Here is a 23,011-nt window from a genome sequence, read left to right as displayed (position 1 = left end):
GCCACTTCCTGAGAAAGCGGCGGTTTATTTTCAAGGTAATATGTGAATTAAAGTGCCTTGTGCTCTGTTCTTGAGATTACGTCAAGCTGCTGCTCTCTGGTAAGGTCAATGAACTTAACGGCATAACCTGATACGCGGATGGTAAAGTTAGCGTATTCAGGCTTCTCGGGGTGTTCCATGGCATCCTTCAGTTTCTCAACGCCGAAGACATTGACATTAACATGGTGAGCACCCTTTGCGAAATAGCCGTCCATAACTCTTACAAGTGTTGTAGCCTGCTCATCCTCGCTGTGTCCGAGTGCTGCAGGATTGATGGTCTGGGTATTGGAAATACCATCAAGAGCGTACTCGTATGGCAGTTTTGCTACAGAGTTAAGGGATGCAAGAAGTCCTGAGTTCTCTGCACCGTAGCTTGGATTTGCTCCCGGTGAAAGCGGAGCGCCGGCAGGACGTCCGTCAGGCATAGCACCTGTTGCCTTTCCATACACTACGTTTGAAGTGATGGTAAGGATAGAGGTTGTAGGCTCTGAATCTCTATAGGTGTGGTGCTTCTTTATTTTTGTCAGGAAGGTCTTCAAAAGGTTAACTGCTATATCATCTGCACGGTCGTCATCATTACCATACTTAGGGAAGTCACCTTCCACTTCGTAATCAATTACGAGGCCATCCTCGTCACGTACAGTCTTAACCTTGGCGTACTTGATGGCAGAAAGTGAATCAACTACATGTGAGAAGCCGGCGATACCTGTTGCGAATGTACGGCGTACATCTGTATCGATGAGAGCCATTTCAGCAGCCTCATAGAAGTATTTGTCATGCATGTACTGAATAAGGTTAAGAACGTTTACGTAAACTCCTGCAAGCCAGTCCATCATCTGATCATACTTGCGGCAAACCTCATCATAGTCAAGATACTCTGAAGTGATAGGCTTGTACTCAGGTCCTACCTGCTCCTTTAACTTCTCATCCACACCGCCGTTGATAGCGTAAAGAAGGCACTTTGCAAGGTTTGCACGAGCTCCGAAGAACTGCATTTCCTTACCGGTCTGTGTAGCTGATACACAGCAGCAGATCGAGTAGTCATCGCCCCATACAGGTCTCATAACATCATCGTTCTCATACTGGATGGAAGATGTTGTGACAGAGATCTTTGCGGCATACTTCTTGAAGTTCTCGGGAAGTCTTTTTGTATAAAGTACTGTAAGGTTTGGTTCCGGTGCAGGTCCCATGTTTTCCAGAGTGTGAAGGAAACGGAAATCGTTCTTTGTAACCATTGAACGGCCGTCCTGACCCATACCTGCAACCTCAAGTGTAGCCCAGACAGGGTCACCGGAGAAGAGCTGATTGTATGAAGGAATTCTGGCGAACTTAACCATACGAAGCTTCATTACGAAGTGATCGATGAGCTCCTGAGCTTCCTGCTCTGTGAGAGTTCCTTCTGTAAGATCTCTGTTAATGTATATATCAAGGAAGGTTGACACACGGCCTACTGACATTGCGGCACCGTTCTGTGTCTTGATGGCAGCGAGGTAACCGAAGTAGAGCCACTGTACAGCTTCCCTTGCGTTCTTTGCGGGAAGGGAAATGTCATAACCGTAGGATGCAGCCATCTCCTTCATCTGACGGAGAGCTCTCATCTGATCTGCGATTTCTTCTCTCTGGCGGACAACATTGTCTGTCATGGTTCCGTCGCCGCAGTTATCAAAATCCTTCTTTTTCTCTTCGATGAGGAAGTCGATACCGTAAAGAGCGATTCTTCTATAGTCGCCAACGATACGTCCACGGCCGTATGTGTCGGGAAGACCTGTGAGGATATGGGCATGACGAACTTTTTTCATCTCAGGTGTATAAGCATCAAATACGCCCTGATTATGTGTCTTATGGTACTCTGTAAATATTTTATGAAGAAGAGGATCGGGAGTGTAACCATAAGTTGTACAAGCCTGCTCTGCCATTTTGATACCGCCATATGGCATAAATGCTCTCTTAAGAGGTTTGTCAGTCTGAAGACCTACTACCTTCTCTTTATCTTTTGAATCAGCGGTAATATAAGCAGCGTCATAAGCTGTGATACCGGAAACCACCTTTGTTTCCATATCGAGAACGCCGCCCTTGGCTCTTTCTTCCTTCTGTAATCCTTGAACCTCATTCCAGAGATCCTTTGTTGCCTCTGTAGGTCCCTGCAGGAAGCTTGCATCACCATCATATGGTGTATAGTTGTTCTGGATAAAAGAACGAACGTTAACATCGCTTGTCCAGTGTCCGGCATTAAAGCCTCTCCATTCCTCTCTCATGTCTTTTCCTCCAATATTATAATTGCTTTTTGATTATCAGACCCTTTTTTCCGTCGGCTGTGTTCTTCCCTCCGGACTCCTCCTCTATCTGATAGATCAATATTAACCCCTTGCTGAAACAAAAAACGTTGCTGCTGCAACAAAAAATGAATTTTGCATACAAGATACGTATTTGCTTCAAGCACCGAAAGTATATTATTTTGACAATAATTAGTCAATACAGTAAAAGTTCATATCAAGGATGTTTACCTATAAAAACAATAGGATTTTTTCTTTCCGGATTTTTTGTCTTTGCTTAAAAACAATCATTTTACCTTTCTTGAATAATGCCTAGTGATGTGCTAGGATTATTTTGGCTATAGGTATAAGCTATGCCTTTTGCAACTACGGAGGTTTTTGTATATGATGATTTCAACTAAGGGTCGTTATGCACTTTCGACTCTGATAGACATTGCCCAGAACTATGATGGAGTGACACCTGTAAGTATCAAGGAAATTTCAGAACGTCAGGGGATTTCCATAAAATATCTTGAACAGATCATTTCTCTTATGGTTAAGGGTGGTTTGTTAAAGTCCATACGCGGTGCGAAAGGGGGATATCTTTTTACCCGCCCGACAAATGAGATCAAAGTAGGTGAAATTCTTGATGCCGCAGAAGGTACTCTTGCACCGGTGAATTGTGTCAGCGGATCCTCTTCCTGCTCAAAGGCTGCCAATTGTCTCAAATTTCCTTTATATAAGAAGATAGACGAGGCGATTTATGAGGTTGTGAATAAATACACCCTGTATGATCTGGTTAATGATAAGATTTAAAACTCTGATGGACCATGGGGACGGGGTTAGTGGTTCATCACTATTTTTGACATTAGATTGATTAATCTTATGGATTAAAAAAATTTTCACGTTTATCGAAACAAAATTCATTTTATTCTTGACTTTCATCTTTTAATTGAGTATTATTACACACGTCTCTAAGAAAGACTTCTGAGAGACAGTGAGATGCGTGCGTAGCTCAGCTGGATAGAGCGTCTGGCTACGGACCAGAAGGTCGTGGGTTCGAATCCTGTCGCACGCATAAAAACCGAATCGCTTTTGGCGGTTCGGTTTTTTTGTACTTCGTTATGCGGAAATCTACATTTATTCCAATGGATAAGGTTCTCGCCGACGACAACCTTACCCATTGGATAAAGGCACCTGATCAAAAGTGATCATGTGCCTTTTTTCTACGCTGTATTTCTTTTTTCAGATAGGAAAAGGTCTTCTCTTCTCCTTCTGTTTTGAGCATCCACAGAAGCTCACTGATTTCTTTTCTGGTTTCGTTTTCTAAGAGGAGGGAGTCCTTCGTAGGAAGAAAGTATTCCCATGGGTAACCGTCGTTATAGTCTTTTCCTTTGTACACCTTTGCTGCCGCAACACGGTCACAGAACATTTCTGCAACGTATCTGTAGGGCATTCGGCAGCCCACCATGAAGCCTTTTTTTTCTATGTCATAATCGCACCAGTATTCAAAATGGTGTTTGTTACGGCCCTTATGATGAAGCCATGCTTCACAAACTCCGGTTTCAAGTCTTTCTGCAGTATTCGGACTTCTGTTGCCCTGATAATAAAAGATGCCCGTCTTAAATTCTGTCCAGGTGTATTTGGAAAGGTCATGAAGCAGGCCCTGCTTATAAAGCCCAACTCTGAAACAGTTTTTCATTACTTCCAGTTTGTGCTTGTTTATGGTTTTGAAGTGTTTTAACGCATTTCTGAAATAATTCATATAAACGCCCCATTCCGCTTTTTGATTCGGCGCACAGGTAGTAATTAACAATATTTTACAGCAGGCGCCTATTGCGAATTAATAAGTTAAAACTCTTCAGTAAGCATACGATTGGCTTTTTTATGATCTCCAAGTTGTATGAAATAATCATATAGGAAGTCTCTCTGACGATTCGTTAACGGTCTGATATGGGTTGCGGAGATTTCCTGCTTTCCGGGATCATGTATGAGGCAATACCCTTTATCACAAAGAAAGTCACGCTCATTTGCGCAGTATCTTTCGCAGAATTCATGATACCAGCCCTTTGACCGGATTATTTCTTCGGCTCCGGTAGTGTGCTCGCCCCAATCGTATTGGGTAAAGGTGCCATCAGGTGAAACCCATCCGAGAACAGCTTTGGAATCATACATAACTTGACCTCCTTTGGTCAGATATAAGATATGTTATAGAAGAGTTTTTTAGATATTTCCATCATATCAGATATATGGAGAAATTGGTGAAAAATATTAATCTGAAACTTGTAAAGCTACGGTTTTCATTTCACTTCCGTCGGATATTGAACACATACAAAAAAAGAAGCCTATGTCTATCCGGATGCTCCGGAGAAAAACATAAACTTCTTCATAATCTATATAATGCAAGTATTACCTGGTAACCTCTGACCATGAACCCTTCATGCCGATGGAACCGAATTTGCATGGATTAACCTTTGAATAGAAATGCTGCTTTCCGCTGTCATCAATAACTGATACACAGAACTGATTCATGTCCTCAACTTCATAAGCCTTACCGTTTGTAAGTCCGTTTGCAAAGCTTGCGCCTCTGTACAATAACTTAGTCATTACTCTTTTCTCTCCTTATACACACATGTTATATTTACTAATCCCCAAAAAACATTCCCTATTATATCGTTAAAAAAATATTATTCAACTATAAAAATAATAATATAAATATTATACATTTTTTTGCATATTACTATAAATATTATTAATTAAAAAGATTTAATTGTCATGACGGATCATTACGTATTGTGTGCAAATTGTAAGGAATGATATCTTCGAAAAACGACGGGCAGGGGAAACCCCTGCCCGAAAACATGATCACTTATTTACTACTTCGCAATGTACAAAACAGGTATTGGGTATATCTGTCGGTGAAGCCGTAATGTTCATCCACTGGTAGGAGGCACCATCATAGATTTTGGCCCTGATGTATTCTCCTCTTGCTGCTCTTGAGATAAGGCTTAAGCACTTTTTATCCGTATTCGGGAATATCTCGTAATAGCCCTTTCCCAAGAGCTGTTCCCTGGTTTTACCCGTCAGCTCACAATACGCTTTGTTAACAAATATATAGATGATATCAGTTGGCTCAGTGCTTCCTTCGGTGTATTTCGGAGTTGCCATGAAGCCCGGGAACGGGATATCACTGTAGGGATCCGGAACTATCTCCATCTTCATTCTTGCGTTGGAATCTCTTCCCTTCTGTCCGGTGTGTAATTTTTGATTGGTCAGCTCAACGATATTCTCGAATGCATCCTTTTCTGATGAGGAAGTTGTTCCGTAATGAGCTACCAGCCTGCAGCTGCGGCCGTCTATTTCTGTGATTTTGTTTATCTGTGTCACACAATTAGCAACACGATCCAAAACCTCGCTGATGGTGAGTCCTTTTTCGCAAATACCAAAGGCGGAACCTTCATTTCTTGAAATAACGGCAGTTTTTCCGAAGGCGGCTTTGATCGTATCGGAAAGTTTAACCAATAATTTATGAGCTACTGTTTCTCCGTAATCATGGAGTACAGCGTTGTAACCTTCCACAAAAATTGACGTATAACAATACTCTTCTCCGTTTGTTTTGTAGTTATTTTCAAGTTCATAGATGGCAGCCTGCAAGCCCAGGGTATTCATAACACCTGTTACCGGATCCAGAGATCTGTCATCTCTCGATGCACCATCGGCTATGATATCTTCATCGGCATCTACAAAATATCCCACCAGACCCACGATCTTGTTGTCATGATAGATAGGTATCTTGGAAGCAACGATATTGTGAGATCTGCCATTAATTATATTAATGGTAGATTTATTGTATATAGCATAACCTTTTGAAAGGAGTTCATGCTCGTCAGACTCAAAGGGGGTATCGTTAAGATGCCAGCCTAATTCCTCATCGGTTTTTCCTATAATATCTTCCCTGGAACGGAATCCGTAATAATTATAAAAGGCTTTGCTTGCCCCCAGGAATCTCCTGTTTGTATCCTTCCAGAACAGCTTCAGATTACCCTCATTGATAAAGGAAGCCCAGATGTCCGAGTTAAAATCGTCGTTATCATTAAGCTTCAGATATCCATAGTCAAGTATACGTCTGACGTAATCCTTTTTCTCTTGGGAATCCAGCTGGTCTATATAGGCGGGCTTAATGCAGAGAAGCAGCTTTTCGCATTGGGAATCACTGATCTTTTCCACAAGTGTTTCTATCCAGGAATAGTTTCCGTCAGAGTTCTTTACTAAAAAGATTTCCGAGAAGAAACCTCTGTCTGATTTTTTGATTCTGCTGAGCAGATAATCCTTTTCAGAGAATTGATGCCATTTTTCAAGATCATCGGTGTAAACATTAAGTTTAACGGAGAGTTCCTTCAACATATTTAAAGAATCGTACCTTTGTCCCATTGACTCACCGACGATATTGGAGGTTAATACATTGACACTGTCATTTGTCATATCCAGTACATAGACATTATCATACATAGCTGCCAGGTTTCTGAGATCTCTGTCGGACTGGTTTGCCTCCTCCAGCTTCTCATATATTTCGCTGCTGATGGTGGCTGATAAAATATGTCCTTCACGGGATGCGGCTACAGCCTCAAAGGATAACAGAAAATATCTGCCATTGTATACAAATGTCGTCATATCCATTTTTCCGCTCGATATGACTTTATCAGCCAGATTCTGGAAAATATGATATACCGTATCTTTGCTGAGAGATGTGCCTTTATCAATGGTTCCGGTGGAAGTAAATGAAATGTCGGCAACATGCTCGATATAGGCAGTATTTTTATATACAACAGAAAAATCCTGTCCGTCATAAAAGTATAAAGCAAGCGGTAAGGACGAAACCACATCGATCATTCCTGCTTTCTGATAAAGAGAATAAAGCTCTCTGGTTTCCATGAGCATACCCTTTTCTTCGCGGAACTTTTCTGCTTCGCCGTAAGGCATGGGTTTACCATAATAGTATCCCTGGATGCGTTCGCAGCCTATATCCCTCAGGAAATCCGCATGTTCCTTTGTTTCCACACCTTCGGCAAGTGTATGCATGCCCAGATTTTTGGCCATTTTCACTGCCATGGTAACAATGGTTTTGGACTTTTCGTTAAAGTTCCTGAGGAAACCCATATCTATCTTGATTTCGTCAAAATCAAAATCCTTCAGTATGTTTAATGAAGAATAACCGCTTCCGAAATCATCCATATACACTTCGAAACCTGCAGCATGGAATTTGCTTATAGCTTCACGTATCTGTTCCCGGTCTGTCATGATCGCAGTTTCCGTTATTTCTATACAGATAAGATTTCTTCCGACTCCATGTATATCACATTCGTTTGAAATGATTTCTACCGGGTCGCAGTAATCGAAATCGGATCTGGATATGTTAACAGAGACAGGAACTGTGGGAAGACCTGTCTTCTGTCTTTGCTGCAGCATGGTAATGGCTCTTCTTGCGATGTACATATCAAGCTTATAAGAAAAACCATTGTCCTCAAGAATCGGGATAAAATCTCCGGGAGATAAGAATCCGTGTTCCGGATCTATCCATCTTGCCAATGCTTCATATCCGCATATCTGCTCGGTATAGGTTCTGATGACAGGCTGATAAAAAGGCTCTATCCATCCTTCTGAGACAGCCCTGTCAATATTTGTCAGAATATAGTTCTTTTTGGATATGGAGTGTTCGATATCATTGTCATACCAGACGTAGGTGGAATTTACTGCTGAGGATAATGTATCTGCCGCGACTTTTGCATTGTCACAGGCTGTTTCTGCACTCACATCGTCTCCATAAAGGGAAAGCCCCATCCTTACAGACAGAGTTTTACCGTCATTAAGCTCCTTTAGTTCATTTATGATACTGTCCAGTTTGTCCTGAAGACTCTCTTTATCGGTATATACATAAAAGTGGTCTTCGCCAAAACGAGAACAATGTTTAAGTCCGAAGCATTTTACCAGAAGCTGGGCAAAGGAAATAAGCAGTTTGTCACCTTCCTCCATCCCGTAACGTTTATTGAAACGTTTCATGGCGATGAGGTTAAGAGCTATGATAACAGGGGTCATGTTCTTCTCAAGGAGTTCTGCGGCGTAGTCATTTGCAAGATTGAAAAAACTGCGTCTCCTGGTTAGTCCTGTGAGAGATTCGGTTGAATACTTATATTGATTAACAAACATCAAAACAACAGGCGTTTCGCCTTCGCCTGCCGCATCAAGATAATTGCAGTAACAGACTACATAAATAGGCTTGCCGCCTTTGGTGCTCATTCTGAAATTTTTCTGGACGAAAAGTTCATCTGAAGATGACAAACGCATATGAAGGTTGTTTCGTACCGTATCATAATCTTCAGAATAAGCGATTCCCTTAAAAGAGTTGCCGGTCAATTCCAGAAAATCAGTTTCATCTTCATAGCCTAACAGTTTAATTAAGGACTTATTTGCATAAACCAGCTCTTCCTTATCCCAGTCAGCTTTAAAAATCAAAATACTGCCGGACTGCCTGGCAAGATTATCAAGGATATATTTACTTGCGTTAGATATATTTGTGATATCAGTGATTGATTTCATACTAACGATACCTCATCGTATATAGATTCCCAAAGAGGTTGTCGACAGGTTTTATGATAAAGATAATTGTTTTGACGAAAAGGAGTTATTTTAATGGAAGTCTTTCAGTGAAGACTAATGGAAGAATTCCATCGGTGATAGTTCTCGACGGCGAGAACCTTCACCGGTGGAAAAAACAGGCAGGAAAGCCTGTTGACTTTCCTGCCTGTTACGGAGCGCAGAGGGTGGGGTTCGAACCCACGTGCCCTTGCGGACAAACGGTTTTCAAGACCGCCTCGTTATGACCACTTCGATACCTCTGCATATTCTTTTAAGTTATAAGAGCGTTGGATTTAATCCAACGCTCTGAGCCCTTAATAGCGAGAGGGGGATTTGAACCCTCGACACCACGGGTATGAACCGTGTGCTCTAGCCAACTGAGCTATCTCGCCATATAATTCTCGACCCAGGCCGCGCATAAAGCGCAGTCCAGACCGAAGACGTGGGGCCTACAGGGCTCGAACCTGTGACCCCCTGCTTGTAAGGCAGATGCTCTCCCAGCTGAGCTAAGACCCCGTCTATCACCTTTCGGAAAATTCTTTCTTTCGGCGACTCGTATATATTACTAAATCAATCTTTTGTTGTCAACAAACTTTGACAAAAAAATCAAAATAATCCGTATAAATAATTATTAAAGCAATTTGCCGAACTTATAGCTAAAGCACATTGAAAGTATTTATTCAATGTGCTTTAGAGGTTTCTTTATATTAGGAACTACAGCTCCGGTATATATCTGATACCGGAATATATGTGTAATCTGCCCGAAACCGGAAGGCGTTATTTAGTTAAACCCGTAGAACTTCCGTGCCAGCTTGTAGCATAGGATGGTAAGCTTGTTTCCTGCCTTGCTGTTGAAGTTCATGCCCTGTCCCATAAAGGAAGCTCTCATACGTAGCCATACGGGGAAGTTGGATTCCTTGATATAGTTCCAAAGCTCCTTCTTTTTGGCCATGTTCTCTTCCGTGCCGGATTTAATTGCAAGTACAGATGAAACAGTTGTAATTATCTGAAGATAATTGAACATGTAATTTCTTAACTTGCGGCTCGGCAATTTATTGATATCACAGCATTCAAGCATTATCCTGTTTACTCTCAGCTGCTGGTCTATACGGCTTATCATGATGGTCTCATTTACCGACTGATCATCTCTTCCGATGAAATAGTGGTAAAGATTTGTGTTCATGTAGTAGATAGTCTTAACTGATGGCAGTGGCTGATATACAAAGATGTTGTCTACGTAGAAAGTATGCTTGGGAAGAACCAGATTACAGTCTCTCAGCATCTGTGTACGATAGATGACCGAATGCATAAGTATATACTGTCCGATATGGAAATGCTTAACTTCGTTCCAGGTAAAAATCCTGTCCTGAGGAAGTGCGGTGGTATACTTCATCACCTTTTTATGGGTCTGTCCCACCTTATCATAAATGAAGTTGCAGACAAACATATCCACAGGAGTTCCCGCCATAACCAGCTCACGGAGCTTGGTGAGGACCTTGGGAAGAGCCTCCTCATCGAGCCAGTCATCTGAATCCACAACTTTATAAAAAAGACCTGTTGCATTCTTAAGTCCTGTATTTACGGCTTCACCATGACCGCCGTTTTCCTGATGAACAGCCTTTACGATACCGGGATACTTTTCTTCATATTCCTTTGCAATTTCAAAGGTATTGTCCTTCTGGGATCCGTCATCAACGACTATGATCTCAACTTCGTCTCCTCCTACAAGGATTGATTCGATACACTTTCCCATATAAGCTGCTGAGTTGTAACATGGGATAGCAAAACTAACTAATTTCATGATATTTCCTCAAAATAAAAGCAGTTAATCTCTTTCGATCGTTTATTCGGGAAGGGAAAACTGCTTTTTTGTGTACATATTTTTTATGATAATGTCTAAGCATAAGACAAAATCAAAAATTATGAATAATAAAAAGCTACGTGAAAATTTTAACCCCACGTAGCTATATTTTCAAGTTAATATATGCTTACAAAAATGCTTTGCCGGTTTAAGCGATATTAGTACACGTCGCCTTCACATATCATGACGGAATTATCATGCTATAGTCGTTCCCGCAAGTCCCGCAACTGCCTTTTCGGCAAGTTCCATAGAGGTAATGATGGCGCGGCGTCCGTTGCCTGCCTCTACGAAATCGATTCCCGCTTCGACCTTCGGCTGCATGGACTTAAACTCGAAGTGTCCGTCCTTGATGTACTGCTTTGCTTCTTCAATGGACATCTTATCGAGAGCCTTTTCATCCGGCTGTCCGAAATTAAGGGATACATGATCCACAGCTGTTGTGATGAGTAGAATGTCTGCGTCTATCTCCTTTGCAAGAAGTCCTGCAGTTCTGTCCTTCTCTATAACAGCAGCTGCGCCTTTAAGGTTGTTTCCCTGCCTGAGAACCGGGATTCCACCACCGCCGCAGGCGATGACCACCTGATCCGCATCCAGTAGAGCCTTGATGGCATCGATCTCAACGATGGATTTCGGAATCGGCGCTGAAACTATACGCTGGAACTTTCCTTCGGAGATCATGGTTACGTGATTTCCGTTATCCTCTTCCCTCCTGGCCTCTTCGGCATTCATTATCTTTCCAACCTTTTTGATAGGATTGTAAAAACTCTCATCGTATGGATCCACAAGCACCTGGGTGAGGATTGTAGAAGCTGTTTTATAGATTCCTCTTTTTACGAGCTCTGCCCTTACCGAGCTCTGAAGGTCATAACCGATCAAACCCTGGCTCATCGCCGAGCATACGCTTAAAGGAGTATTTACATACTGATCCGGGTACTCCTCTGCAAGGTTTTTCATGGCAGTATGGATCATACCTACCTGAGGAGCATTGGAGAAGACCAATGCCACCTGATATCCGTTTTCAACAAAATCCGCGATCATAACGGCTGTTTTTTCTGTTGCAGCCTTAAGCTCCGGAAGTGTAAAGCCCAGGTCCTTGTGACCGAGAGCGATAACCATACGCTTTTTACTCATATAATTGTCTCCTTTTCGAGATTCCTAAGAACGTGAATGTCAACAGTTGATGTCGGACCGCTTCGCGATGGCCGGTATTATATGCCGGATTCTCACTTAATCTGACACCGGTCACCTGGAGCGGGTCTCTAAGTTCATCCCGGGAGTCTGTGCAAGCATACTTTAGAGATGAACTTATGAAACTTATATCACATCAGTTCTCTTCATCCAATTTGGCTATATCAACAAGAGTGATTTCTGATGACTTGTTTTCAAGTGAAGTTGCAAGAGCCTTTGCGGTATCAATGGCGGTAAGAACATTAACACCGGTCTCAACCGCATTTCTTCTGATGACGAAACCGTCCTTTCCTGCCTCTGCCCCTTCCTTAGGTATGTCTATGACTATATCAAGCTCATGTCCGAGAACCAGGTCGAGAATGTTTGGAGACTCCTGCTCCACCTTACGTACCTGGAAGCACTTTACTCCGCCTTCCGAAAGAGCCTTCTGGGTTCCGAGGGTTGCGAAGATACGGTATCCGAGAGCTTCAAAACGCTTTGCGATAGGAACAATTTCTGCCTTGTCCTCATCCTTAACTGTGATAACCATGTTCTTATACTTGGGAAGCTGGATTCCCGCACCCTGGAAGGCCTTGTAAAGAGCTTCGTTAAAGGATTTTGCGATACCGAGACATTCGCCGGTGGACTTCATTTCAGGTCCCAGGCTAATGTCGGCGCCCTTTATCTTCTCGAAGGAGAATACAGGCATCTTTATAGCGTAGTATGCGGCTTCCTTCTGAAGACCCGGCTCGTAGCCAAGCTCTCTTATGGTGTGTCCGCAGATGATCTTTGTGGCAAGAGGAACAATCGGAATTCCCGTAACCTTGCTGATGTAAGGTACCGTTCTTGAGGAACGCGGGTTAACCTCAATAATGTAAACCTCGTCACCGTCTGCAATGAACTGAACATTAACCATACCGATAACGTGAAGGGCCTTGGCAAGACGCTCCGTGTAATCGATGACTCTCTGCTTTGCGGTTGCGGTGAGACTTCTCTCTGGGTATATGGAGATGGAGTCTCCGGAGTGGATACCGGTACGCTCTATATGCTCCATAATTCCCGGGATGAGAATGTCTTTGCCGTCACATATTGCATCAACTTCAAGTTCTGTTCCGCGGATGTACTTATCTACCAGGATCGGGTGCTCCTGGGCGATCTGGTTGATCTCTCCTATGTACTCGTCGATATCCTCATCACAGATGGCGATACGCATTCCCGCGCCACCAAGTACGTAGGATGGACGCACAAGCACAGGATAGCCAAGCTCGTTGGCAGCTTCCTTTGCTTCCTCCGAAGTGAATACGGTCTTACCTGCGGCACGCTGGCATCCGGTCTCCTGAAGGATGGCATCGAATCTCTCACGGTCCTCTGCGGCATCCACGTCATCCTGCTGGGTTCCAAGGATAGGCACACCCATTTTCTCAAGGGCATCCGCAAGCTTGATGGCGGTCTGACCACCGAACTGGACCACTGCTCCGTCCGGCTTTTCTATATCAACTACATTCTTCACATCCTCCGGTGTCAGAGGCTCGAAATAAAGCTTGTCTGCTATATCGAAGTCTGTTGAAACCGTCTCAGGGTTGTTATTTATAATTATAGTTTCATAGCCCTCTTTTTTAAACTGCCATGTACAGTGAACCGAGCAGAAATCGAACTCGATACCCTGGCCGATACGGATAGGACCGGAGCCCAGAACCAGAACCTTTTTCTTCTTTTCCGGATCACGGAAGGCACCGGTTGATTCATTTTCGGAACCGAAAACGCTGTAATAGTAAGGCGTCTCAGCCTCAAACTCCGCAGCGCAGGTATCAACCATCTTGAAGGCAGCCTTTATATCCCACTTGTCACGCATCTCAGCTATCTCTGACTCTTCATAGCCTGTGAGACGGGCGATAACATTATCCGTGAACTCAATCCTCTTGGCTTCACGAAGTAAAGTCTCGTTCATGGACTCGCTCTTTAAGCGGTTCTCCATGTCAATGAGAATCTTGATCTTATCGATAAACCACTCATCAATCTTTGTGATGTTGTGGATCTCCTGGTAACTGTAGCCGCGGCGCAGCGCCTCAGCGATAACCCAGATTCGGCGGTCATCAACTCTGTGAAGAAGCTTCTGAAGGTCATGGTCATCAAGATCTGAGAAGTCATAGGACATAAGTGAATCCACATGCTGCTCCAGTGAACGGATGGCCTTCATGAGACCTCCCTCGAAGTTATTGGCGATGGCCATAACCTCACCGGTGGCCTTCATCTGGGTTCCCAGAGTGTGCTCGGCGGTTATAAATTTATCGAAAGGAAGACGCGGCATCTTAACTACCACATAGTCAAGCATGGGCTCGAAGGAAGCGTAGGTCTTTCCGGTTACGGCATTCTTTATTTCATCCAGGGTGTAGCCGAGAGCGATCTTTGCAGCCACCTTTGCGATTGGGTATCCGGTTGCCTTTGAAGCAAGAGCCGATGAACGGGAAACTCTCGGGTTAACCTCGATAACACAGTACTCCATGCTCTCCGGGTGAAGGGCATATTGAACATTACATCCACCGGTGATTCCCAGCTCTGTGATAATGTTTAGAGCTGAAGTTCTCAGCATCTGGTATTCCTTGTCACCGAGAGTCTGTGAAGGAGCAACTACGATGGAGTCACCTGTATGTACGCCCACAGGGTCAATGTTCTCCATGTTACATACGGTGATAACATTACCCGCAGAATCACGGATAACCTCGTACTCGACTTCCTTCCAGCCGGCGATGCACTTCTCAACCAGTACCTCGTGAACTCTTGAAAGTCTCAGACCGTTTTCAAGAATCTCGGTGCACTGCTCGCGGTTCTCGGCGATACCGCCGCCGGAGCCTCCAAGGGTATAAGCAGGACGGAGAACAACAGGGTAGCCGATCTCTTCAGCGACTCTGAGACCATCCTCAACCGAGTGAACAACCTCTGAAGGGGCCACAGGCTCATTGATCTTTTCCATGGTCTCCTTGAACATGAGACGATCCTCTGCCTTTTTGATGGTAAGAGCTGTTGTACCGATAAGTCTTACATTGTGAGACTTAAGGAAGCCTGACTCGTCGAGAGCCATGGCAAGGTTAAGACCTGCCTGTCCGCCGAGGGTGGGAAGGATGGAATCCGGCTTCTCCTTCTCTATAAGTCTCTCCAGAACCTGTATGGTCAGGGGCTCAATGTATACATGATCCGCGATATCCTTGTCTGTCATGATAGTTGCAGGATTTGAGTTGAGAAGAACGACCTCGATGCCTTCCTCCTTAAGAGAACGGCAGGCCTGGGTTCCTGCATAGTCAAACTCTGCGGCCTGACCTATAACTATAGGTCCCGAACCGATCATCAATACTTTTTTAATGCTGTTGTCCTTCATTCTCTCATGCCTCCATCATCTTCATAAAACGCTCGAACAGATATGCACTGTCCTTAGGTCCCGGGCAGGCCTCCGGATGGTACTGTACCGTAACGATGTTCTTGCCTACATATTTAAGCCCTTCGTTGGTGCCGTCATTAACATTGACAAAGGCTTCCTCGCAAACCTTTGGATCCAGTGATTTGGGGTCAACTGCATATCCGTGGTTCTGTGAGGTGATATAAACACGACCGTTTGAAAGATCCTTTACCGGATGGTTTCCTCCGCGGTGACCGTACTTGAGCTTGAAGGTATCTGCGCCTGTGGCAAGAGCCATAAGCTGGTGTCCGAGACAGATTGCGAAGATCGGAACCTCCGAATCATAAAGCTTTTTGATTTCCTTTATGATGGAAACATTTTCCTTAGGGTCTCCGGGACCGTTGGAGATCATGATGCCGTCGGGATTCTGGCTAAGTATTGTCTCTGCTGTTGTGTCCGCAGGATATACAGTCACATCACAGCCCTGTCTCTGAAGAGAACGGATAATGTTTCTCTTGGCGCCAACATCGATGAATGCAACTCGCTTCGGCTCCTTATCGCCTGTGTAGCGGCTTCCGTCCGGATTCTGAGCCTGAGCCACATAGACGCTCTTTGTGGTGGTCTTTGCAACTACACCTGTAACGGAGTAAGCCTTGATCTTCTCAAGGATGGAGGAAAGCTCCGAACCCTTGTAACGCTTCGTGGTGACCATACCGTTCATGGTTCCCTTATCACGAAGTATCTTTGTCAGGGCTCTGGTGTCTATTCCGGCGATTCCCGGTATATCGTTTTTCTTTAAAAAGTTTTGGATTGTATTTTCAGATCTGAAATTGGAGGGTATGCGTGATAGCTCACGAACTATAAATGCGTCCAGCCATGGACGTTCCGACTCCATATCGTCATAACAGATACCATAATTACCGATCAAAGGATAAGTCATGACAGTTGCCTGTCCTGCATAAGAAGGGTCGGTTAAGACCTCAAGATAACCGGTCATGGAAGTGTTGAATACCACTTCGGAAATGACCTCCTTCACAGCGCCTATCGACGTACCTTTGAAAACTGTTCCATCTTCAAGAATCAGAAATGCGTCCATTGTTTCTCCTTTTGTTGTAAAAATCTGTCGCGAAGCCTTATAAATGGAGATGCATATGAATGCATCTCCTATATATAATTTGGTCGCGAATATTTCAATTTCATTGATCAGATATGATTGAAATCATAAGCTGTATCTTATTAATCGGGGAAATCTCCGCTGAAGACCTCCACCGCAGGTCCTGTCATGAAGCAATGTCCTGTGGCGGATTCATATTTAATTTTCAAATCGCCACCTATAAGGTGAACCGTAACCTCTGTGTCAGGCTGAAGCTTCTTTGCCATGCATCCCGCGGCAACAGAGGCTGTTGCTCCGGTTCCGCAGGCTAATGTCTCGCCCGAGCCTCTCTCCCATACCCTGAAATCAATTTCGGTAGGGGAGATGATCCTGATGAACTCTGAATTCACTTTCTCGGGGAATCTTCCATGAGTCTCGAAATCATGTCCATATAAAAGAAAATCCAAATCAGAGACCTTAGAAACATTAAGCTCAGGATTATCGGACAGGAAATAAATCGCATGAGGATTACCGACGTTTATGCCGATAAAACGTAAATGCATCCCATGAACAGTGATATCTTCAGGAAGCTCGGAAGTGAGTTTCGCAATTCCCATATCAACTGTTGCGTGGGTCATTTTACCGTTGTCTGTATAAAGCTTAATTTTCTTAAGTCCCGATTTGGTATCGATGACTGCTTCATCACGGTCACTTGGAATAATGCCGTGATCATATATGTATTTCGCTACGCAACGTATGCCGTTGCCACACATATTACCTTCGGATCCGTCCAGATTGAACATATGCATATACGCATCTGCCTTATCGGAGGGTTCGATGAGGATGAGTCCGTCGCCGCCCACACCGTAGTGCCTGTCGGCGATCTTCACCGCGAGGGATGAAGGATCCGTCACTTTCTCCGAAAAGCAATTTACATATACATAGTCGTTTCCGCAACCCTGCATCTTTGTAAATTTCATAGGCTTTCCTTTTTTTAGTGTCACGAGGTCAGAAGTTTGAAACATGAAGTGCTTCACGAGCTTTACTTCAGAACCCCGTTTGTTCAAATTTTCAATATAATATCAAAAATCGGGTCCAGGCACAATATAAATAATATACATAAAATGAATTTTTATGTAAACAAAAGGTAATGGTTTGGTTCACTGCTACTATCAGGATTCTCTTAGGAAATTGATGATAATGGAAAAAGACATCCGATTCCCTTATATGGGGTTACCGGATGTCTTTTTATATATTTTTATTATTTTGCAGGTGTGTTTTTTGTCATTGGAAGCAGGTTCTTTGTCATTTTCTCTTGTTGATTTATATTTCTATCAAAGTGTATGTAGCTCTGCTCTTTTTGGCTTCATACAGTGCCTTATCCGCAATTCCTATGAGATTGCTCACAAGCTCCGTGCCTAATGCTGCACCAAAGCTCATAGTGATGTGAACCTCCGGGTAATCCACAAGAGTGATTCCCTCAAGCTCTGACTCAAGGTATGTAAGCTTGCTTTCCAGGTCTTCTTTTTTGATATCAAAGAAAACAATGGTAAATTCGTCTCCGCCATAGCGAATGACTACATCATCCTTTCGGACAGACTGTTCAAGGATTTCCGCAACCTTCCTGATGGCTTCATCACCGCATTGGTGACCGTACTTATCATTGATCATTTTAAAGAAATCGATATCAGCCATTACCACAGCTTCGCAAGGGAGATACACGATCTTTTCATCAAGAAACTTTCTGTTTCTTATTTTGGAAAGAGAATCAATATAGATTTCCGTTTCAAAATCAGATATTTTTTTCTGTTGTGCAAGATGCTGCAGCTTGGTTTCCGTAATGTCTAAACAACCATAAACTATGTGGGTGATTTTTCCATCCTTATCCCGGTCACCCACCAAAAATACTCCGTTGAACCAACGCTTTGCACTTTCGCTGTAAAACTCAAGACTTGTGGATCCATGTTCTTCGATAGCTGAAAGTATTTTGTCTTTTTGCAGCCAGTTTTCAAAGCTCTTACGGAAGCTCTCCGCTACAGTGGTTTTCACATTATTCATAAGAAATCTAAAAGCATCAGGATCTTTCGGAGCCATTTCCACGTATTCATTGGTGCTGATTATGCGGTAGCTCATATCGCTCACATCGATGAATAAGGAGAAATTGAAGATCTGCCCCATAGCCTCAATGATTTTCAGGTACTCCTCCAGCTCCTGCTGCGCCGTGATGTCACGATAACAGCCCATATATATCTCTAAGGAGCCGTCATCAGGACGTCTTACAAATCTTCCTGCTCCGGTGACCCATATAATGCTGCCATCCTTTTTGCGCATACGATAGGTGGCATGTGTTATATCAGGTAACCTGCGGTGAATGCGAACTGTATCCCAGAAAAGCTTGACCAGACCATCCCGTTCTTCAGGAATAAGGGTTTTTACCCAGCTGTCAAACTCATTAGGAAGGTCATCAAGTCCGTCATATCCCAACAGCTTCCGGGCTTCTTCATTGAACTCAAAGCTCAGCATGTTTTCATCACGATCAAAGGTACAGTAATACATACCGGCTTTAAGCCCTTTAGAGAACATATCCTCTCTTATTCTGGCAACTCTGCATTTGGTGTTTGCCTCTTCTATTCTTTTGTTACATTCAATTATGAGCTGCTGCTGCTCCTTTGGATATTGTTCCACATCAAATAAAGGCACCATATCGTCCAATAGAGTGCTTTCTTCAGTATTAAACTTACCTATACCGTTATCTAGGCTGTCTAAAATCGTATCTCTATCCATATACCTGTGATTCCTTGCCTGTTCTTCACCTAAGGGAAGACATAAAAATAATGATCATCTACTATTTTAGCACATACTAAAAGATAATAAAAAATGACATCTGTTGTATTGTACATTAGATGTCATTTTTTGTTAAAAAAGTTGTGGGATTATCTGAAATGGGACATGAACCCTGTTCCCCGGGTTCATTTTTTCTTCCCGAGATAAGCTGCCTTGATATCATCGTTTGCAAGGAGTTCTGCACCTGTGCCTGAAAGTGTGATGCGGCCTGTCTCCATGACATAGGCCTTGTCGGCAACCTTCAGGGCCATATTCGCATTCTGCTCGATGAGGAGAATGGTGGTGCCGCGTTCCTTGTTGATCTTCTTGATGATGGAGAAGATTTCCTGCACAACTATGGGTGCAAGACCGAGGGAGGGCTCATCCAGCATCATGATCTCAGGATTGGACATGAGCGCTCTCGCTACCGCAAGCATCTGCTGCTCACCACCGGAAAGAGTTCCGGCAAGCTGCCAGTTACGTTCCTTAAGTCTCGGGAACAGATTATAAACATTCTCTATGTCTGCTGTGAGATCATCGTTTCTTAAATATGCGCCGATCTTTATGTTCTCAAGAACGGTCATGTCGGGGAATACTCTTCTTCCCTCGGGGCAGAGCACGATGCCCTTTCCCACTCTTTTTGCTGATGGCATGTTGGTAATGTCTTCGCCGTCAAGATTGATGGTCCCCTCGCTGGCCTTAACAAGACCTGCAATTGTACGAAGGGTCGAAGACTTTCCTGCGCCGTTTGCTCCTATGAGAGTTACGATGGAATGATCCGGAACCTCAAAGCTGATGCCCTTAACCGCTTCGATTCCACCATAGTGTATTTTAAGATTATCTACTTTAAGCATCCTCAGAACCTCCCAGATAAGCTTCGATTACTTCAGGATTGCTCTGGATCTCATCAGGAGTTCCCTGAGCGATGAGCTTTCCGAAATTAAGAACATAGATGCGTTCTGAAATCTGCATTACCAGATCCATATGATGCTCTATCATGAAGATACTGAGCTTGTACTGATCACGGATCTTTACGATGAAATCAGTAAGCTCCTGAGTCTCCTGAGGGTTCATGCCGGCAGCCGGCTCATCCAGAAGCAGAAGCTCAGGCTGTGTCGCAAGTGCTCTTGCAATCTCAAGATGTCTCTGGAGACCGTAAGGAAGTGAAGATGCGATCTCATCCTTTAGCTCATAGAGACCCTGCTCCTTAAGAAGCTGTGTGGTCTCTTCTCTCATGTGCTTCTCTTCAGCACGATTTAGTCTAAGTGTCGCGGTGAAAACATTATCCTTTGCACGGAGATGCTTTGCGATGAGAACATTATCAAAAACAGTAAGATTTGAGAAAAGTCTTATATTCTGGAAGGTTCGTGCGATACCGAGCCTTGTGATCTCGTCCGGGGAGTTTCCCTTCAGATTCTTACCATTAAAGCTGACCATCCCGGAAGTAGGTGTGTAGATTCCTGTGATACAGTTAAATGCAGTTGTCTTACCTGCACCGTTAGGGCCGATGAGAGCAACGATCTCACCCTTATTTACATCAAGAGAAAGATTGTCTATGGCTCTTACTCCTCCGAACTGCATGACAACATTCTGCATACTGAGGACATTCTGTGTGTGATCGTTCATTATGCCTTGCCCTCCATCTTTTTACTTTTCTTTTTGAACGGATGTTTAAAGAAATCAAATATTCCGTTCCAGCTGAATTCATTTGTTCCCATGAGTCCCTTTCTGTAGAAAAGAACTACGATCATGAGAAGTATGGAGAAGATGACCATACGGAATCCCGGTCTGAAAAGCGGTACCTGAACTCCTCCGAGCATGAGTGGCTCATCGAAGAATCTCAGAAGCTCTCTTCCTGCGGTAACGATGAAAGCACCGATAACAGAACCTGTAACGGAGCCGATACCACCGATAACAACGATGAGAAGGATATCGTAGGTAAGGGCAACCTGGAAGGTCTTACTGTCAATTGATCTCATGAACATGGCAAGCATTCCGCCGCTTATTCCGGCAAAGAATGAAGAGATAACGAAGGAAAGCTCCTTGGTCTTGAAAAGATTGATGCCCATGGCCTCCGCCGCTATCTCATCCTCACGGACGGCTTTAAACATTCTTCCATAGGAAGAATTGATGAGAAGCACCATAAGTCCGATGCATATAACGGATAATGCCAAGGGCTGGAAAATACTGGTAAATCCGGGAATGGACTTAAGACCGTATGATCCGTTTGTGATGGTATCGAACTGAGGTGCAGCGATACATGCACGGATGATCTCTGCAAATCCAAGAGTTGCTATGGCAAGGTAGTCAGACTTGAGTCTGAGAACCGGGAAACCGATAAGAGCTGCAACACCTGCAGCAACCAGTCCTCCAAGGATCAGTGCCACAATGATCGGGAGCTGAATTCCCGCAATGGCAGGATTAATTCCGGAAATATAATATACAGAAGCTCTCTGACTTACAGGGATGGTAAAAACAGCTGTTACATAAGCACCCAATGCCATGAAGCCTGCCTGACCAAGTGAGAACAGACCGGTGAAACCATTAACCAGATTCATGGAAACCGCAACCACAGCGTAAACCATGGATCTTTCAATGATGGAGATCGCATAGCTGTAGCTGTATTTATTTGCTTCAAGATAACCGCATATCAAAAGAACCACAGCTATAAGTATAAGTGTGCATATGCAGTTTCTTCGTTTTTCTTTATTGATCATTCTGTTTGGACTCATCCTTTCCTCCTTAAACCTTGTTGGTAGTCTTCTCACCAAAAATTCCGGTAGGGCGGACAAGGAGAATAACTATCAGGATAACAAAGGTAAATGCATCCGAGAAGGTGGACTGACCGGCAGCAACCAGTGCTGTCTCACCTATTCCTATAAGGAATCCGCCCACAACTGCTCCGGGGATGGAACCAATGCCTCCGAAAACCGCAGCAACGAAACATTTCATTCCCGGAAGTGAGCCCGAGAACGGGAATACTGTCATACGGTCTGTAAAATAAAGAATGGAACCTACAGCCGCAAGAAGTGAACCTATTGCAAAGGTTATGGAAATTGTACGGTTGATATCGATACCCATAAGAGAAGCTGTCTCATAGTCCTTGGATACCGCTCTCATGGCCATACCCATCTTTGTATGCTGTATAAGAGTCATAAGAAGATATACAAGTATGATGGTGAGCACCGGTGTCAGAAAGGTTACGAAGGAGGCTGAAAGACCTCCAAGCTGGTATACCTTTTTGAGACCCGGGATTTCAGGGTATCCCATGGGCAGCGCCGTGAAAAGATAGGTTGCAAGATTCTGGAGCAGGTATGATACACCGATGGCTGAGATCATGACAGACATTCTGGGTGCGGAACGGAGGGGCTTGTAGGCTACTCTCTCGATGCCCACACCGAGAACAGTTGTTACGATGAGAACAACCGGAAGGGCTATAAACCATGGAAAGGATGCCATGGCAAATATCATGAAATATCCTGCCATCATGAAGATGTCACCATGCGCGAAATTGATAAGTCTGAGTATACCGTAAACCATGGTGTAACCAATGGCTATCAGTGCATAGGCACCACCCAGTGAAATACCTGTCAGACACTGCTGCAGGAATGTTGTAAGAGACATAAGACAATTCCCCTTATTGAAAGAATAGATTTTGTTTTGACCATAGGGTCTTACAAAGATTGAAGGGACATCTTTAAGGATGTCCCCTCATATAACGCCTTTTAGATTGAATGATTCTGGCGGCTTTT

General features: G+C 43.8%; 16 protein-coding genes and 4 tRNA genes. 2 read left to right on the top strand and 18 right to left on the bottom strand.

Features of this window, described 5'->3' with window-relative positions; translation table 11 throughout:
* Positions 1–47: 47 nt before the first annotated feature.
* Positions 48–2,294, bottom strand: a complete 2,247-nt coding sequence (gene pflB / locus G625_RS0103150) for a formate C-acetyltransferase (protein ID WP_029199954.1) — start codon at positions 2,292–2,294, stop codon at positions 48–50.
* Between the two features lie 402 nt (positions 2,295–2,696).
* On the opposite strand from pflB, the gene G625_RS0103140 reads away from it, so the two are divergent.
* Together G625_RS0103140 and G625_RS0103135 are read left to right on the top strand one after the other, a co-directional pair.
* Positions 2,697–3,107 carry an RrF2 family transcriptional regulator gene (locus G625_RS0103140; RefSeq protein WP_029199953.1) on the top strand — a complete coding sequence of 137 codons (411 nt, stop codon included), beginning with the start codon at positions 2,697–2,699 and terminating at the stop codon, positions 3,105–3,107.
* Positions 3,108–3,295: 188 nt separating this feature from the next.
* A tRNA-Arg gene (locus tag G625_RS0103135) sits at positions 3,296–3,369 on the top strand.
* Positions 3,370–3,492: 123 nt separating this feature from the next.
* Here G625_RS0103135 and G625_RS0103130 read toward each other — a convergent pair.
* From G625_RS0103130 to G625_RS0103050, 17 genes are all read right to left on the bottom strand, one after another.
* A complete protein-coding gene (locus tag G625_RS0103130) occupies positions 3,493–4,056 on the bottom strand; it encodes a DUF5662 family protein (RefSeq protein ID WP_029199952.1) in 564 nt (187 codons plus the stop codon).
* A gap of 86 nt (positions 4,057–4,142) precedes the next feature.
* Positions 4,143–4,466, bottom strand: a complete 324-nt coding sequence (locus G625_RS0103125) for a hypothetical protein (RefSeq protein ID WP_029199951.1) — start codon at positions 4,464–4,466, stop codon at positions 4,143–4,145.
* 234 nt (positions 4,467–4,700) lie between these two features.
* The gene (locus G625_RS0103120) at positions 4,701–4,898 is read right to left on the bottom strand and encodes a hypothetical protein (RefSeq protein WP_029199950.1); all 198 of its coding nucleotides are present in this window, start codon (positions 4,896–4,898) and stop codon (positions 4,701–4,703) included.
* A gap of 258 nt (positions 4,899–5,156) precedes the next feature.
* Positions 5,157–8,885, bottom strand: coding sequence for an EAL domain-containing protein (locus G625_RS20915; protein ID WP_049895640.1), 3,729 nt, complete (start codon positions 8,883–8,885; stop codon positions 5,157–5,159).
* A 216-nt stretch (positions 8,886–9,101) separates the two neighbouring features.
* Positions 9,102–9,187 (bottom strand) — tRNA-Ser (locus tag G625_RS0103110).
* Between the two features lie 55 nt (positions 9,188–9,242).
* Positions 9,243–9,316: transfer RNA gene (locus G625_RS0103105), tRNA-Met, on the bottom strand.
* A gap of 51 nt (positions 9,317–9,367) precedes the next feature.
* Positions 9,368–9,440: transfer RNA gene (locus tag G625_RS0103100), tRNA-Val, on the bottom strand.
* Between the two features lie 265 nt (positions 9,441–9,705).
* Positions 9,706–10,725 carry a glycosyltransferase family 2 protein gene (locus G625_RS0103095; RefSeq protein WP_029199949.1) on the bottom strand — a complete coding sequence of 340 codons (1,020 nt, stop codon included), beginning with the start codon at positions 10,723–10,725 and terminating at the stop codon, positions 9,706–9,708.
* A 255-nt stretch (positions 10,726–10,980) separates the two neighbouring features.
* Positions 10,981–11,916, bottom strand: a complete 936-nt coding sequence (arcC, locus tag G625_RS0103090; protein ID WP_029199948.1) for a carbamate kinase — start codon at positions 11,914–11,916, stop codon at positions 10,981–10,983.
* A 193-nt stretch (positions 11,917–12,109) separates the two neighbouring features.
* Positions 12,110–15,325 carry a carbamoyl-phosphate synthase large subunit gene (gene carB, locus G625_RS0103085; RefSeq protein ID WP_029199947.1) on the bottom strand — a complete coding sequence of 1,072 codons (3,216 nt, stop codon included), beginning with the start codon at positions 15,323–15,325 and terminating at the stop codon, positions 12,110–12,112.
* A gap of 4 nt (positions 15,326–15,329) precedes the next feature.
* Positions 15,330–16,439, bottom strand: coding sequence for a carbamoyl phosphate synthase small subunit (locus G625_RS0103080; RefSeq protein WP_029199946.1), 1,110 nt, complete (start codon positions 16,437–16,439; stop codon positions 15,330–15,332).
* Positions 16,440–16,579: 140 nt separating this feature from the next.
* A complete protein-coding gene (gene dapF, locus G625_RS0103075) occupies positions 16,580–17,416 on the bottom strand; it encodes a diaminopimelate epimerase (RefSeq protein WP_029199945.1) in 837 nt (278 codons plus the stop codon).
* 343 nt (positions 17,417–17,759) lie between these two features.
* A complete protein-coding gene (locus G625_RS20910) occupies positions 17,760–19,220 on the bottom strand; it encodes a GGDEF domain-containing protein (protein WP_029199944.1) in 1,461 nt (486 codons plus the stop codon).
* A 185-nt stretch (positions 19,221–19,405) separates the two neighbouring features.
* Positions 19,406–20,113, bottom strand: a complete 708-nt coding sequence (locus G625_RS0103065) for an ABC transporter ATP-binding protein (protein WP_029199943.1) — start codon at positions 20,111–20,113, stop codon at positions 19,406–19,408.
* Positions 20,106–20,885 (bottom strand): ABC transporter ATP-binding protein, encoded by a 780-nt coding sequence (locus tag G625_RS0103060; protein ID WP_029199942.1) that lies wholly within the window; start codon positions 20,883–20,885, stop codon positions 20,106–20,108. Before G625_RS0103060 ends, G625_RS0103065 begins: the two co-directional genes overlap by 8 nt.
* Positions 20,885–21,976 carry a branched-chain amino acid ABC transporter permease gene (locus tag G625_RS18120; protein ID WP_044931457.1) on the bottom strand — a complete coding sequence of 364 codons (1,092 nt, stop codon included), beginning with the start codon at positions 21,974–21,976 and terminating at the stop codon, positions 20,885–20,887. Before G625_RS18120 ends, G625_RS0103060 begins: the two co-directional genes overlap by 1 nt.
* 25 nt (positions 21,977–22,001) lie before the next feature.
* Positions 22,002–22,883: a branched-chain amino acid ABC transporter permease gene (locus tag G625_RS0103050; RefSeq protein WP_029199941.1), complete on the bottom strand. Its 882-nt coding sequence runs from the start codon at positions 22,881–22,883 to the stop codon at positions 22,002–22,004.
* Between the last annotated feature and the right edge of the window lie 128 nt (positions 22,884–23,011).

It is taken from the genome of Oribacterium sp. NK2B42 (assembly GCF_000424445.1).
GTDB lineage: Bacteria > Bacillota > Clostridia > Lachnospirales > Lachnospiraceae > Oribacterium.
Note: the sequence above shows the minus strand (reverse complement) of the source record. Positions and strands in the feature narration are given on the sequence as shown.